Origin of the sequence: Mariprofundus ferrooxydans PV-1 (assembly GCF_000153765.1) — a bacterium.
Classification (GTDB): Bacteria; Pseudomonadota; Zetaproteobacteria; order Mariprofundales; family Mariprofundaceae; genus Mariprofundus; species Mariprofundus ferrooxydans.
The window spans coordinates 909,374-924,858 of the sequence record NZ_DS022294.1 but is presented as its reverse complement, the minus strand read 5'-3'; the positions used below and the strand labels follow the sequence as shown (position 1 = coordinate 924,858).

General features: G+C 56.3%; 9 protein-coding genes and 1 tRNA gene. 4 read left to right on the top strand and 6 right to left on the bottom strand.

All coding sequences use genetic code 11. From position 1 onward, the window contains the following. Positions 1-11 precede the first annotated feature (11 nt). From SPV1_RS04310 to SPV1_RS04300, 3 genes are all read left to right on the top strand, one after another. Positions 12-725: an ABC transporter ATP-binding protein gene (locus tag SPV1_RS04310; protein WP_009849895.1), complete on the top strand. Its 714-nt coding sequence runs from the start codon at positions 12-14 to the stop codon at positions 723-725. Beyond that, on the top strand, positions 722-1,945 hold the full coding sequence (locus tag SPV1_RS04305) for an ABC transporter permease (RefSeq protein WP_009849894.1): 1,224 nt from the start codon (positions 722-724) through the stop codon (positions 1,943-1,945). Before SPV1_RS04310 ends, SPV1_RS04305 begins: the two co-directional genes overlap by 4 nt. Before the next feature lie 109 nt (positions 1,946-2,054). Then, entirely contained in the window at positions 2,055-3,494 is a 1,440-nt protein-coding gene (locus tag SPV1_RS04300; RefSeq protein WP_009849893.1) for a diguanylate cyclase domain-containing protein, read from the top strand. Here SPV1_RS04300 and SPV1_RS04295 read toward each other — a convergent pair. The 3 genes from SPV1_RS04295 to radC all read right to left on the bottom strand — a co-directional run bounded on the left by SPV1_RS04295 (position 3,491) and on the right by radC (position 5,803). Next, the gene (locus SPV1_RS04295; RefSeq protein ID WP_009849892.1) at positions 3,491-3,712 is read right to left on the bottom strand and encodes a hypothetical protein; all 222 of its coding nucleotides are present in this window, start codon (positions 3,710-3,712) and stop codon (positions 3,491-3,493) included. The genes SPV1_RS04300 and SPV1_RS04295 overlap by 4 nt on opposite strands. Before the next feature lie 214 nt (positions 3,713-3,926). Further along, positions 3,927-4,817, bottom strand: coding sequence for a GFA family protein (locus SPV1_RS14115; protein WP_009849891.1), 891 nt, complete (start codon positions 4,815-4,817; stop codon positions 3,927-3,929). A gap of 200 nt (positions 4,818-5,017) precedes the next feature. Further along, positions 5,018-5,803, bottom strand: a complete 786-nt coding sequence (gene radC / locus SPV1_RS04285; RefSeq protein WP_009849890.1) for a RadC family protein — start codon at positions 5,801-5,803, stop codon at positions 5,018-5,020. Here radC and SPV1_RS04280 point away from each other — a divergent pair. Next, entirely contained in the window at positions 5,802-10,355 is a 4,554-nt protein-coding gene (locus SPV1_RS04280) for an NAD-glutamate dehydrogenase domain-containing protein (protein ID WP_009849889.1), read from the top strand. The two genes, radC and SPV1_RS04280, sit on opposite strands and share 2 nt — an antisense overlap. 461 nt (positions 10,356-10,816) lie before the next feature. Here SPV1_RS04280 and SPV1_RS04275 read toward each other — a convergent pair. From SPV1_RS04275 to dnaE, 3 genes are all read right to left on the bottom strand, one after another. Next, positions 10,817-10,908 (bottom strand) — tRNA-Ser (locus tag SPV1_RS04275). Between the two features lie 89 nt (positions 10,909-10,997). Continuing rightward, the gene (locus SPV1_RS04270) at positions 10,998-11,984 is read right to left on the bottom strand and encodes an acetyl-CoA carboxylase carboxyltransferase subunit alpha (protein ID WP_009849888.1); all 987 of its coding nucleotides are present in this window, start codon (positions 11,982-11,984) and stop codon (positions 10,998-11,000) included. After that, complete coding sequence (dnaE, locus tag SPV1_RS04265) at positions 11,959-15,468, bottom strand: DNA polymerase III subunit alpha (RefSeq protein ID WP_009849887.1); 3,510 nt, start codon at positions 15,466-15,468, stop codon at positions 11,959-11,961. The genes SPV1_RS04270 and dnaE overlap by 26 nt, the downstream gene beginning before the upstream one ends. Positions 15,469-15,485 lie beyond the last annotated feature (17 nt).

The following is a 15,485-nucleotide window of genomic DNA, read 5'->3' as shown; positions in this document are numbered from 1 at the left end:
AGGATATTGATATGAGTGAGCTGCTGACCCTGCGTGATCTGGGCAAGGATTATGAGACAGATGCCGGCCCGGTACCGGTACTTAAATCTTTGTCGTTGCAAATTCAGGAGGGTGAGTTCGTCGCCATTATGGGACCATCGGGTTCCGGCAAGTCGACGCTGATGAATATCCTCGGCTGCCTGGATGTGCCAACCAGCGGTCAATACCTGCTTGACGGACACGATGTAGGCAGCCTGCCTGATAACGAGCTGGCCAGAGTGCGCAGTCAGGTTATCGGCTTCGTGTTTCAGGGTTTCAATCTCCTGCCTCGCGCCTCGCTCGTGGCCAATGTTGCGCTGCCACTCGTCTACCAGCGCATCGGGCGAGGTATCCGCAATGCGCGTGCGACATCCATGCTTGAGCGTGTAGGGCTAGGTGAATGGCTAAACTCCCTGCCGCCGCGTATCTCCGGCGGCCAGCAACAACGCGTCGCTATCGCCCGGGCGCTGGTCACCGAACCCCGGTTGATTCTGGCCGATGAGCCGACAGGCAACCTTGATACCCGCACCGGTCGTGAGATCATGACGCTGTTTCAGCAGATCAACCGCGACAGCGGCATGACGCTGGTTCTGGTCACCCACGACCGTAATGTGGCCAGTTACGCCTCACGGCTGGTCTATCTGCTGGATGGACGCATTCACTATGATGGACCTGTGGACGCCTTTCGCGAAGAGGAGGTGGCATGATTCTTTCCCTGCTTGGTGAAGCGCTGGCTGCCATGGCTGCCAACCGGCTGCGTACATTTCTTACCGCACTGGGTATTCTGATCGGCGTGGCCGCCGTCGTGTTGATGGTTGCCATCGGTCAGGGCACGCAGAAGCAGGTGTCTGACTCGATCGCCTCCATGGGCTCAAACCTGCTGATCATTCGTTCCGGCGCACCAAGAAAGGGGGGCGTGCACGGCGGAGCAGGCAATATGCCCACACTGACAACCATGGATGCCGTGGCTATCAGTCAGCTTGCGCGCGCTGCACTGGTTGCGCCGACCGTCATGGGTTCGGTACAAATCATATACGGCCCCAATAACTGGAATACCACGGCTGCAGGTACCAATGCCGATTACCTGGGCATCCGCGACTGGCGGGTCGTTGCCGGGCGTGACTTTTCGGATTCGGAGGCGATGAGCGGCGTGCGCGTGGCGTTGCTCGGGCAGGAGGTGGCGCGTCAGCTCTTCGGTGATGAGGATCCGGTAGGCAAATCAATTCGCGTGCAACGTTCACCTTTTCTGGTGATCGGCCTGCTTGATGCCAAGGGCCAGAGCATGGGCGGGCAAAATCAGGATGATATGATCATTGTGCCGCTGGTTACTGCACAACGACAGCTCTTCGGCACGCAGTTTCAGGGTACGGTGTCGATGGTGATGGTACAGGCCAGATCGCCTGCTGATATGACGCCGCTGGAGCAAAGCATTCATGACCTGCTGCGTCAGCGTCACCATCTCAATGCCCGCGCCGAGGATGATTTTCGCATTACCAATATGACGGAGGTGAGCGAAACGGCCTCGGAGGTGACCGGGATGCTCTCCATCCTGCTCGGTGCGATTGCTTCGATCTCCCTGTTTGTCGGTGGCATCGGTATCATGAATATCATGATGGTATCGGTAACCGAGCGCACCCGCGAAATCGGCATCCGCATGGCTATCGGAGCCAGCCGCAGGGATATTCTGACCCAGTTTTTGCTTGAATCGGTCATTATCACGATGGCCGGCGGCGTGGCCGGGATTGCGACCGGCATCGGTCTGGCGCTTGTCGCCACGCGGATGTTCGATGTCTGGACAGCCATCACCGCCATGCCTGTGCTGCTCGCCTTCGGGGTTTCAGTGGCTGTCGGCATCTTTTTCGGCCTCTACCCGGCGCGCAAGGCCTCCATGATGCGGCCCATTGATGCCCTGCGTTATCAGGGGTGACCATATAGTCGTATATACAGGGGCGATATTGGTCCTGTTTCCTTTTTTGGAATGATAATTGCTTTACTCTGTTTATGCTGATGATTTCGGCGGGGGAAGGAGGGTGCATATGTCCAGCCAGGCGCAACAAAGCCATACAGCATTGTTATCGCTGATTGCTGACGCCAGCAACCGTATGCATGGCTCGATTGATATTCCTGCTATTTTGCAGGTTGGCATGCTGACAGCCGTGCAACTGGTTGATGCCAATGCTGGTGCCGCGGCCCTGATGATGGATGGCTGTCTGGCTTTCACCGAATACGTCAAGGGTGATCGGCGGCAGCCGCTGCCATGCAGGTTTGGTGATGAAGCCGGCTGGGTGCGCGAGCTGATGGCAAACCAACGCTCGTTCGTGATTCGCGAATCTGATGAGATGGATGCATTTGCCGAGCAAACAGGCCACTGTTTTCCGGCAACAGAGCAGCTGGCTGTGGTGCCGGTCATCGGCAAAGAGCATGATCTTCTCGGCTGTTTGCTGCTGTTTGCCGACGCGGCAAGCCGGCTTGCCGCCAGTGAGGTCGTCCTGCTGGAAAAGCTGGCAACCATGATGACGGTTGCCATTGAAAATGCCATCCAGCAGTCAGAAAAGAGAAGAGTCGAGGCTGATCTGGAAAAATCGGTAGCCACCTACCGCACGTTGGTAGAGCAGATTCCCGCCATCACTTATATCGCCACGCTCGATCGCAGTCGAATCCTGTTTGTCAGCCCGCAGGTCGAGGATATACTGGGTTATAGACAGGATGATTTTCTGGCTAATCAGGAAATATGGTCACAACAAATTCATCCGGAGGATCGTGAGCGGGTACTCTCTGAGGTGCACCAGAGCCTGAATGCGAAGATCCCCTTTCATGCCGAATACAGGATATATGCAAAAGATGGCAGCTATCTCTGGGTGAAGGATGCTGCCGCTACGGTTCGGGATCATGATCAGGACCTCTATTTGCAGGGGGTTGTTTACGACATCAGCGAACGCAAGGCTTACGAAGAGAGGCTGATGATGATGGCGCATTTCGACGCGCTGACAGGGCTTGCCAATCGAGCTCTGTTTCATGACCGGCTGAGTCAGACCTTGGCGTACTCAAAGCGTCATCAGAAACAGTTTGCCGTCATGTATCTTGATCTGGATGGATTCAAGGCTGTGAACGATCACCTGGGCCATCAGGCGGGTGATAACCTGCTGGTGCAAACGGCACACCGCCTGCGAGCGAACGTACGCGAAGTGGATACTGTGGCACGCATGGGCGGTGACGAGTTCGCGATTATTCTGGATGATGTACATACGCGGGATACGGTTGAACTGGTAGCATGGAAACTGATCGAAGCCATCTCGGCCCCGTATGAGGATGTGGGAGCGGGTCACCAGGTGACGATGAGTATGGGCATTGCGATTTATCCTGAGGATAGTACGAGTTGCGACCTGTTAATTACTGCGGCGGATAATGCCATGTACAGAGCCAAACATGGTGGCAGAAACTGCTACTGCTTTCACCAGTCGAAAAACAGCGACTAAGCGTTGCGATTGCCTTTCTGATTATACAAATCCAGCAGTTTTGACTCCATACTCTGGTGATTTGAACCCTGAATGGCCTGGCGGGCTTCCGGGGAGATCGAGGTCTGATCCGGTTTGAAGCCTTGCGAAGTAGCTGTTGTGGGCGCTTTTGCGGGCGCAGTCTGCCGTGTCTGTTGTAACAGACGCGAAATAAAACCATCAGCTGGCGAAATAGTCATTGCCACAGTCAACTCCTCCTTAAACTGATATTGGGTGAAATCTGTGTATACAGAGCCTCACACTCCTATTCATCGGTTGAGAATTTCCTGACTTTAGCTTTTTCGGAAATTATATTTCTTATGCTACTATAAGGTTGGACTGATCTGTTAAACAGTCAGACTGAGAGGAAGCCGTGATCCGGACAACAGCTTCGTTGTTTGCGCAGCGCCTGATTCAAAGGGGCGTCAGGGCATCACAATGGGTGACTTTATCGCCGCCTTTCTGCTGCGATGCCCGGCATGCATGTTCGGCTCTGGCAATAATCGTATGCATGCTCTCCACCATGGCAGCCGGATCCAGTTGATCGGCTGAAAGTGTGGCCGCACCAATGCAGGCGGATATGGCCTGCTGCCCTGTACCCTTGATGGCATTACGAATGCGCTCGGCCAGAATGAGTGAGGCTTTGGCATCGGTATAGGGGAGAAGAACGGCAAATCGGTGATTGCCAATGGTGACGACCGTGTCCGAATCACGTACGTTCAGTTGAATCTTGCGACAGATCAGATCTGTAATGTACGGTGGGGTATCCGTTCGCTCTTCACCGATATTAATCATGATCAGCAGCAGCGATGTGGAGGCCTCTTTTCTGGTCGCCAGATGAAAAACATCCTGCATGGTCGTATGGAGCTCTTCGTACTCGGCAGGTATGGCAGGGCTGCCCTCCTCTTGCTTCGGTGGCCACTCGAGGTGCTCGGGCAGGTGGTGGTGTATATCGTACCATGGTGCCATGTAGCGCGTGAATATGTGACATGCCGGTCGTATGCCCGGGTCGCCGTCAACCGTACCCATGCGGAGAATATAGTGGCTCTGCTCATCGCGTTTGGCATAAATTTGTGAACCGCAGTTGGAACAGAAGTAGCGTCGTTTGCCCGGTGAGGACTCATAAAATTTCAGCAGTGCTTCACCGGCAGTAAATATGAGGCCGCCGGCCTCTACCGCGGTCACCGAAGAGAAGGCTGAGGCATGTGCCTTGCGGCAGGTCGGACAGTGACAATGGGTGATCGGCCCTGCTTCACCGCGTACTTCATACCTGACCTGTCCGCACATGCAGCTGCCTGTAAACATGGATACCTCTATTCGGACAGATTCGGTCGGGTGACCGGGACTGCCTTATATTTGCACTTACCCGGGCGCATGAGCCCCCGCCTTCTGACTTCTTGCGCCATTATACGTGAAGAAACTGTCACATTTTTGTGCTCTCAGCCAGCACCGGAGGTCGGAGTGTTCGATTCGACTCAGGTGCAGGCGTTTACCGAAGCGGTTTATTAAAACCAGCCATGCTCCCTGAATGAGAGGACCTCCTTGTCGGCAATGAGGAAATGATCGAGGATTTTAAGCTCAAGCGGTGCACAGGCCTCGGCCATACGCCGGGTTAGCTCGATATCCTCGTTACTGGCATGCGGGGTGCCGCCCGGATGATTGTGAAACAGAATCATACCTCTGGCATCCAGTTCCAGCGCCCGCTTCATCAGATTGCGCGGATAGACGGCTGTGCGGTCCACCGTACCTTCGAACAGGATCTGTGTCGTCAGCAAGCGGTGCTGCTGGTCGGTAAACATGGCGCCAAAACACTCCATGCCTCTGCCCTGAACCAACAGGCGCAGATATGCCCTGACCCGTTCGGGGCGATAAAGCAGCTGCCTGCCGGGTAAATCAGAGGCCAGATAACGCACCTCAACCTGACGTATCAACGTCAGAAACAGCGCGCCGCCCTCACCGATACCATGAACCTCTTTCAACTCAGCCAACGGCGCATCGAATACGCCTGCCAGCGTGCCGAATCGGGTGAGCAGGGACTTGGCCAGCGGCTTCACATCGGTGCGCGCAATGGCATACGTGAGCAGTAGCTCCAGCACCTCATAGTCATGGAAGCCGTCAAAACCGCGTTGTGAAAAACGTTGCCGGAGTCGTTGCCGATGGCCCTTGATGCTCGCGTCCATCAGCTCATGCAAGCGAAAACAGGTTTCTGCGTCAAACAGGACGTCATTGGTAGCAGCGTCCGGCTTAAGATCAGTCGACATCGGGCCATGGACATGGTTGACTACAGCCATGCGCCACCTACGCCGTCAGCTCATTGATCTACTGGATCAGGCACGCCTGCAGCACGCTATGGGTCGCGTTCAGCCCAGATTGATGGCGGCACTGGTGCAGGACTTCTATGCCCTGCTGCCAAAGGGCAAGACGAAACGTATCGCGATGGGCGCCCGCACGCTCACCCATGGTGACCTGCACCGCCATATTTTCACCATCCGTTGCCCTGATCAGGCCTTTTATCTGGATGCAATCAAGGGCTATCTGCTTCGTCTGGGCATCCAGCCGATAGGTCAGCAGACCATGGTCGCACGCATGCCCTGCGGTCCTGACGGTTGCGCGCTGGAGCTGTACAAACCGGATATTCATGACGAAGACAACTTCATGTTTATCGCCATACATATTTCCGCCACACTGACGCCTGACGCCGAACCTCTCAGGCTCGATATCAAGGCGATTCTGAAGGCTGTTGACCTTTCTGTGCAGGATTTTTCCGACATGCGTATGCATGTCGGCCACCATGTGGCACGCCTGATGCCGGAGAACCCCGACGCTGCCGCCATGCTGGACTGGATAAACGACAATCATTATCTCTATTTCGGTATTACCCAGCATGACAAGAGACTGGGATTGCTATGCAACAAAAATGTACTTGCACGCGTGATGCCCGGACTGCCGGATGAGGTTGAGGCATGTGGAGCGGCAGAAGAGCCGGGCCTCGAATGGCTGAATCTGGCTGCCTGTCAGCATTATCTCTACAGCGCAGCCAGTGTCGAAGTCGTCCGTATATGCTGGACAGCTCCCGGCGGACAACTGGAAGAGGCGCTGATTATCGGTCACTTCTCCCGCAGCGCCCGTTTCGCTAATGCCAGCTACCTGCCCATGCTGGCGGCACGCTGGCGTGCACTGTCTACCGATCCACTGTTGCAGCACTCCGCCTTTTATCGACGTGAAGTGCGTACGCTATTTGACCGCATGCCAAAACGTATTCTGCTGGCTACCCGGCCGGAAGACTGGTTGGAACCGTTAAAGGGGATTATTGACTTGGCGGATCCACTGCAACTGGTCGTCAACACCCTGCCGTCTGTGCGTGGTAATCTGGATACCCTGCTGGTGGCTATTGCGGCCAAACGTTTCGGGCCGGTCGTCATGCAGCGAGTTATGGATTCGCTGGCCGATGCGGGCATACCTGTACATGGCTATGACTCATTCGGCATCGGTCCTCACCGCATTATTCTGATTAGCATTGCACGCGAACGGGCAGAGATCGCGCCGGCAAAACTCAGCGCCCTGATCCGTCGCTGTATCATATTCTGGAAAGATCTGGCTAAGGCGGAAGTGCTGCGTCATGCCGCAACCCTTAATATACCCGATACGCTGCAGGAGCTGGAGAGCGTACCGTCACTGTATCAGGATCTGTTTCCGCCTGTCCAGTACACTCGCGATGTTAAAATGCGTCAGCACCTGCTGGCCAATGGCCGCACCTGCGTGCATGTCAGCCAGAAGGCTTCTGTCGGGGAGATTGCCCAGCTGCATATCTATTCGCTTGAGCAGCCGTCGCTGGGGCAGCTGGTCGACATCCTGCGCCTGTTTGCACTGGATCCGATACAGGAGTCGCTGGTGCCTTTCGGGCTCTCCCCCGACGGTAGTGGTGATCCCGGTCGCGGTCGTATTTATATCTCTGCCTTGACCTGCCGGGCACCTCACCACCTGGATCACGGCGATATTCAGCGGTTGCAGCGTGGCCTGACACTGGTACTCAACGGTGAGGCGGACCATGATGCAGTCAATGGTCTTATGATAGCCGCTTCGCTGGATATTGATGAACTGGCTATCCTGATCACGTTGCGTAATCATCTGGTACAACTGCTACCTGATGCTGCCCGGCTGCCGTTAACGGACATGATGCTGCGCCATGCCAAAGTCAGTGCCTGCCTGCAGCGTCTGTTCGCCGCCCGACACCTCTCTGGTATGCCCGACAGTGTTCTGGCTGAAGCGCGTAACGCTTTTGATCATGCCATGCAGAGTGTCGGCAGCCTGACCGATGACCGCTGGTTCAGGGCTCTGGCCGAACTGGTTGAGGCCGGCGTGCGCACCAATGCATTTGTACGCAGCCGGGGCGCCCCAATCGGCATTAAAATTGACACAGCACAACTCGGTTTTGCCCTTCACCCGCTGCCGTGGCGTGAAATATTCGTGCATGGCGTACATGTGGAGGGCGCACACCTGCGCGCCGGCCCCATTGCCCGCGGCGGTATCCGCTACTCCGATCGCCCGGCGGACTTCCGCACTGAAATTCTGGAGTTAATGAGTACGCAGACGATCAAAAACGGACAGATTGTGCCAACCGGCTCCAAGGGCGGTTTTGTCATTCGCGGCGGCCAGGGTCCAGCCTTTGTGTTGCAACAGTACCGATCATTTATTCGAACGCTGCTGGCGTTGACCGACAATTTGGTGGATGGCGCATTGCGACCGCCCGAAGGTATCCGTATTCCGGAAGTCGATGCCAATGATGCCTATCTGGTCGTTGCCGCCGATAAAGGCACAGCCAGTTTCTCCAATGATGCCAACGACGAATCGCAGGCGAATGGTTTCTGGCTGGATGATGCTTTTGCCAGTGGCGGTCGTTTCGGCTACGACCACAAGGTTGTGGGCATTACTGCACGCGGGGCATGGATTTGCGCCACACACCTGTTCGCCAAGCTGGGTGTGGATGCCTGTGCGGATCCGATCTCCTGTGTCGGTATTGGCGATATGGGCGGCGATGTATTTGGTAACGGTATGTTGCTCAACCCGGCCATACGCCTGGTAGCGGCTTTCAATCATCGCCATATCTTCCTCGACCCGGAACCGGATGCCGCAAAGGCCTTCGCCGAGCGCCGCCGGCTGTTTGCCGCAGGCAGTGGCTGGGATGGTTATCATACATCAGTCATCAGTCGGGGTGGCGGCGTATTCGAACGCAGTGCCAAACAGATCAAACTCTCGGCTCATGTGCGCATGGTGCTTGGTATCGAAGCGGCAGAGCTGGACGGGGAGGCGCTGATACGTGCGATTCTCTCCGCCCCGGTCGACCTGCTCTACAACGGTGGTATCGGCACCTACGTTAAATCGACAACAGAGGCCCATGCCGAAGCCCGTGATCCGGCCAATAATGCTGTGCGGGTTAATGCTGCGGAGTTGCGTTGCAAGGTGGTCTGCGAAGGCGGCAATCTCGGCTTTACTCAGAAAGCGCGCATTGAATATGCGCGGGCTGGCGGCCTGATCAATACAGATGCCATGGATAACTCCGCTGGTGTCGATATGTCAGACCATGAGGTGAACCTGAAGATTCTGTTCAATGTGCCGACGGTAAGAGCACCGCTGGCCAGACGAAACAGCCTGCTGGTGAAGCTTACCGATGCAGTGACCGAACAGTGTTTGATGGATAACCTGTTGCAATCTCGCGCGCTGACACTGGCGGAGTTTGATGCAGGACACTATCCGCCGCGAATGCAGCGTTTGCGCGACGGGCTGGCCAATCAGGGCTGGCTGGATGCATCTGTTGCACCACAAATCGATGATAATGAACTGCTGCATCTGCGCCCTCAGCTGTCGATACTGCTGGGGCAGGAGAAGAATCGGATTCATGCGCGGCTTTCCGGCACAGACTTCGATACGAGCAGCGTATTCAGTCAGCAGCTGCTACAGGACTATTTTCCGCCGGCCCTGAAGCGAAAATATGCATCCGCTTATTCGGCGCACCCGCTAGCCAGCGAAATTATCAATACGCAGGTGACCAATCATGTGGTCAACCATATGGGACTGTGCACCATTCACCATATGGAAACGCTGGTGGATGCCTCAACGGCCGACATTGTTGAAGCACTGCTGATTGCCGAGGTACTGCTTGATACAGAGTCGCTACGGACAGCCATCTGGGATGATATTGCTGACATGAATCTGGCGGTGGCTCTGCAGCATGCGTTACAGGCATCACAGATGCTGTTTGCCGAAAACCTGTTGCGACTGTGTCCGGTCGAGCAGCTCGATCAGGCATGGATCGCTACTCAGCTACGTGGCTTGCGCCGGTTCCGCAAGAAAATGGCTGCTGATGTAGATCCGGATGAAGCCCTGATTGCATCGGGGCTTGCGGAGGAGCACTGTCGGCATCTGGCGATCATGCCGTTGCTGGCACAGTCCGCCTGTGCTGTACATCTGGCCTCATCCATGCACATCAGCCTGAACCGCTGTCTCAGTGCCAGTCGCGCATGTCTTGCCCTGCTGCCTATTGATGAGATGGAGCGTTCGTTACGCTCGCCGGAGTGGGCTGACGATGATGCACATAACCTGCGCCGGGAGTGGTTGCACCGGCTGACATTGTTGCAAAACCGTGCCATTGCCCAGCTGCTGAGCAAGCCCGGCCACGACTTTGATAGCCTTGCCGCCACTCTCTGGCAGCAGCATCCCTACTGGTCGGATATTGAGAGCCTGGAGCCGCAGATCAATGATCCGACCGCTTCACCGGAGTCTCGCCGCATGCGACTGATGCTGGGGCTGACACGGCTGGAAGCGATTGTCGATCATCACCACTGATTTGCGGTTGTAGTGTTTTCGCTCGATTAAAACCCGGCGTGTGACCTCACATTCTCCCTATAAAAACAGCGCGTTGCAAACTGGTGAAGTGCTTTGTTTTTGGCGTAGATATGGGTGGGTGGACGGGATTATGTCGGGCTCCTGCCCTCCACCCTTCGGGCCGCCGCTTGATGCGGCGTTCCGGCCAGCGATCCTGCTGACCGGTCGAACCCGATTGGTTTCTAAGCGTCACCGCTCGGCACATATTAAAAAAGCGCACCGTAAAGGGCGCGCTTTATTTTCAGCGTATGGATATGGGCGGACGGGATTATGTCGGGCTCCTGCCCTCCACCCTTGCGGGCCGCCGCTGATGCGGCGTTCCGGTCAGCGATCCTGCTGATCGGTCGAACCCGATTGGTTTCTAATCGTCACCTCTCGGTACATATAAAAAAAGCGCACCGTAAAGGCGCGCTTTTTTTATATGGCGGAGAGGGTGGGATTCGAACCCACGTGGGACTCTCGCCCCCAACCGATTTCGAGTCGGTGCCGTTATGACCACTTCGAATACCTCTCCATGAAGGCAGGTCTGATCAAGTGCGCGAAGCATAGGGGCACCGGGCCCGGTGTAAAGCGGGCCGTCGTAACACAGACCGGTGGCGACAATCAGGATTCGCTGAATGAACCTATCTTGCGCAGTCGTGCTGCGCGGGCGGCCAACAGTTTGTTGACCGGTGTTGCCAGCAGCTCCTTGAGCGCACTGTCCAGCACCTCGGCAATCAGGTCGGCTGCTTCGTTGATGTTTCGGTGCGCACCGTCTTTCGGCTCGGCAATAATACCGTCGATCAGGCCCAGACCCTGTAGATCTTTGGCAGTGGGTTTAAGTGCCTCTGCCGCTTCCTCGGCGTGAGCACGGTCGCGCCACAAAATGGCGGCACACCCCTCGGGTGAGATGACCGAATAGGTGGAGAACTGCTGCATATACATCCGGTCACCGACGCCGATAGCCAGTGCGCCGCCGGAACCACCCTCGCCGATCACCGTACAGATCACCGGTACTTTCAGTCCGGCCAGCTCCTGCAGGTTACGGGCAATCGCCTCACTCTGTCCGTGCTCTTCGGCATCGATACCCGGCCAGGCGCCGGCGGTATCGATAAAGGTAAGTATCGGCACATCAAAGCGTTCCGCCAGACGGAACAGGCGCAGGGCTTTGCGATAGCCTTCCGGTCTGGGCATGCCGAAATTACGCTTTAATTTCTCTTTGGTATCGCGTCCCTTCTGATGCCCGATCAGCATCACACTCTGCCCACGGAAACTGGCCAGACCGCCGACAATGGCTCCATCGTTGGAAAAGGTGCGCTCGCCGTGCAGCTCCTGAAAATCATCAAAGATCAGCGGGATATAATCCAGAATATAGGGACGGTCCGGATGTCGGGAGAGCTGACAGATCTGGGCACGGGTTGCCTTGCTGTAGATCTGCTCGACCAGTTTGTCGCGCTTGACGTTCAGGCGCTCCACTTCCTCGGCGATATTCACGCCGGAACCGCTGCCCATACTGGACAGCTCTGCGATTTTGGAGGTCAGCTCCGCGATCGGACGTTCAAATTCGAGATAACTAAATGCCACTTTATCCTCTCTTGTCGTTCCGTTCATATGCCCGGCGCGCCGGACGCTGCGGCTGCCATGGTTTGCACTGTAAATGAATCGATTCAGGGCCGAAACGCGCATCCAGCTGCGTTTTGACATCCTCATCCCAGCGCAGACATGGACCAGTCTGCAGAATGGCAAGACTAGCGTCTGGCAGTCTGACATGGAATGACAGACGTGCAGGGCCGCCCTGAGCAAGGGATTTCAGTCGTGCCAGGGTTATTTCATCCCAGGCAAGACTGGCTGTGGTAATGCGGACTTCCGTGACCAGCTCCGGCACCAGCTCCGCAAGCGAGGCAGCCGCTTCCGCAATCAGTACCGGTTCATCCTTGCTCTTGTCTACCCGGGCGGCAATCAGCAGCGGTATGTCAGCCTGCAGCAGCTCCGCTATGTCGGCGTAGATGGTTGAAAAACAGACCATTTCAGCCTGACCGTGCAAATCTTCCAGCTGCACAAAAGCCATCGTGCCGCGTCCACCCTGGTACTGGCGTATGGAGGATATGCCGACCGGTACGACAATTTCAGCCCCCTCCTCTCGCTCCTTGAGCTCGCTCAAGTTGCAATCACCCAAGCCGGTTGTGCGTTTCAGCCATGCCTCCAGCGGATGACCAGTCAGATAAAAGCCGAGCACCTCGCGCTCTGCCTGCAGGCTTTCACCGGGACTCCATGCCGGCAGTGTCGGGAAACCGCCATCGGCACTCTCAGGCTCCGCTACCGTAAACAAAAAGGACTGGTTGGAGGCAAACTCCTTACGTTTACGGGAGAGATTTTCCAGCACTTCTCCCAACCCTTCCAGTGCCGCTCGCTGATGCGGAATCAGCCCTTGCAGTGCCCCGGCCCTGATCATGGCTTCGAGAATGCGTTTGTTCAGCGTGCGCGCCGGTGCCCGCATGATCATATCTTCAAACGATGTGAACTCACCGTTGGTTTTGCGCTCGTCGATCACCGCGCGCAGTGCGGCTTCGCCGACGCCCTTGATACCACCCAGCCCGTAGCGGATGCAATCCCCTTCCGGGCGGAACTCCCAGTCCGACTCATTGATATGCGGTTGCAGCACATCAATGCCCATATTGCGGCAGTCGGTTACCAGCAGCGCCAGTTTATCGGTATTGCCCATATCACAGCTCATCGTTGCGGCCATAAACGCTCTGGGATAGTGGGCCTTCAGAAAGGCGGTCTGGTAGGAGATCAGTGCATAGGCGGCGGAATGGGATTTGTTAAAGCCGTAGCCGGCAAATTTCTCCATCAGGTCGAACATGTGCTCGGCCTTGTCCAGATCCACCTTCTGCTTTTCCGCGCCTGCCATGAAAATCTTGCGCTGCTCGGCCATCTCTTCGGCTTTTTTCTTGCCCATGGCGCGACGCAGCATATCCGCCTGTCCGAGCGAAAAACCGGCCAGCAGCTGGGCGATCTGCATCACCTGTTCCTGATACAGAATCACGCCGTTGGTCTCCTGCAGGATCGTTTTCAACTGTGGCAGCGGGTATTCGATGGCCTGTCTGCCATGTTTGCACTCAATAAAGGTGTCGACCATGCCCGATTCCAGCGGGCCCGGGCGATAGAGTGCCACCAGCGCAATAATATCCTCAAAGCAGTCGGGCTTAAGGCGTGTGAGCAGGTCGCGCATGCCCGATGACTCCACCTGGAATACAGCGCCCGTCTGGCCGCGCTGCATGAGCTGGAATGTCGCTTCGTCATGCATCGGAATCGTCGTGATATCAAAGTGTTTCGCGGCATCACCCGATTCGTACTGGCGCACCAGTTTTACGGCAATATCGATTACCGTCAGCGTCTTTAAACCGAGGAAATCGAACTTGATCAGGCCGACCTTTTCAACATTGGCCATGTCCCACTGTACAACCTTGCCCTCTTCACCCGCCACCTTGAACAGCGGCGCTGTATCCACCAGCTCGCGTCGGCCGATAATCACGCCGGCGGCATGCTTGCCGGCATTGCGGTGGCTACCCTCCAGTCGTTTGGCCAGCGCAAACAGCCGCGCTACCTCGACATCCTCCTTGACCATTTTGGCCAGCTTCGGTTCATCCACCAGGGCCTTTTCCAGCGTCATCTTCAGGTCATTGGGTACCAGCTTGGCAATCATATTGACCTTGGCCAGTTCCATCGGCAGTACACGACCGACATCACGGATCACTGCCTTGGCTTTCATAGAGCCGAAGGTGATGATCTGAGCCACCTTGTCCTCGCCGTATTTATGGGTGACGTAGCGGATCGCCTCTTCACGCCGGCTCATACAGAAATCGATGTCGAAATCGGGCATCGATACGCGCTCAGGGTTGAGGAATCGCTCGAAGAGCAGACCGTATTTGATCGGGTCGAGGTCGGTAATCTTCAGACAGTAGGCTACCAGGGAGCCTGCGCCGGAACCGCGACCGGGGCCGACCGGGATCCCCTGATGTTTCGCCCAGGTGATAAAGTCGGATACGATGAGAAAATAACCGGGAAAGCCCATGTTCTCGATGACGTCGAGCTCGAAGGCCAGCCGTGCATCGTAGGTTTCGCGCACCGCATCCGGATCACCGGCCAGAATGGCCGGCCAGCGATCATCCAGTCCCTCCATCGATTGCTGACGCATATAGGCAGAGAGTTCCATATCCTCCGGCGGCTGAAAGTCGGGCAGCTGATAATTGCCGAACTGCAGGTCCACATTGCAGCGGTTGGCAATATGTACCGTATTCTCCAGAGCCTCGGGTATATCCTCAAACAGCTCCTGCATCTCCTCATAGGACTTCAGGTAATATTCGGGCGTAAAGTGGCCGGAGACATCATCATTGAGTGTGCGGTTCTGTTGCAGCGCCTGCATCGCCTGAAACGCCTCAAAATCCTCGCGCTCGAGAAAGTGTGCGTTATTGCTGGCCACCAGCGGGATATCCAGCTCGTGAGCCAGCTCAATCAACAGCTCGTTGATCTGTTCCTGACCGGAGCCGTTCTGGCGCTGAATCTCGATAAAAAAGCAGCCCTCATGGAACATGTCACGGTAGGCGATGGCCACCTTACGCGCGCCCTCGATATCACCGCGCTGCAGGTGCTGCTCGATCTCGCCGTTCCAGCCGGAGGAGATGGCAATCAGGCCGTCCGCATGCTCGCTAAGCAGCGGTTTGCCGACGCGCGGTTTGTAGTAAAAGCCGTCAAGATAGGAGATAGAGACCAGCTTGAGCAGGTTTTTCCAGCCGTGGTTATTGCGCGCCAGCAGTACCAGTTGCGGAAACCGCGGTCCGCGCGGTCCCTCGGAGATGCGTTTGGTGTGATCTTCACAGATAAACACCTCGCAGCCCATGATCGGCTTGATGCCCATACGCATGGCCTTGCTGTAAAACTCGATAGCGCCGAACAGGTTGCCATAATCGGTCAGGGCTACGGCCGGCTGACGCAGCTCGGCGACTTTATGCAGCAGATCTCCTATTTTCAGGGTGGAACCGAGCAGAGAAAAGTCGGAGTGCACATGCAGATGGGCAAAGGGGGCAAAACGCATCTGCCTAACCTAGAAGG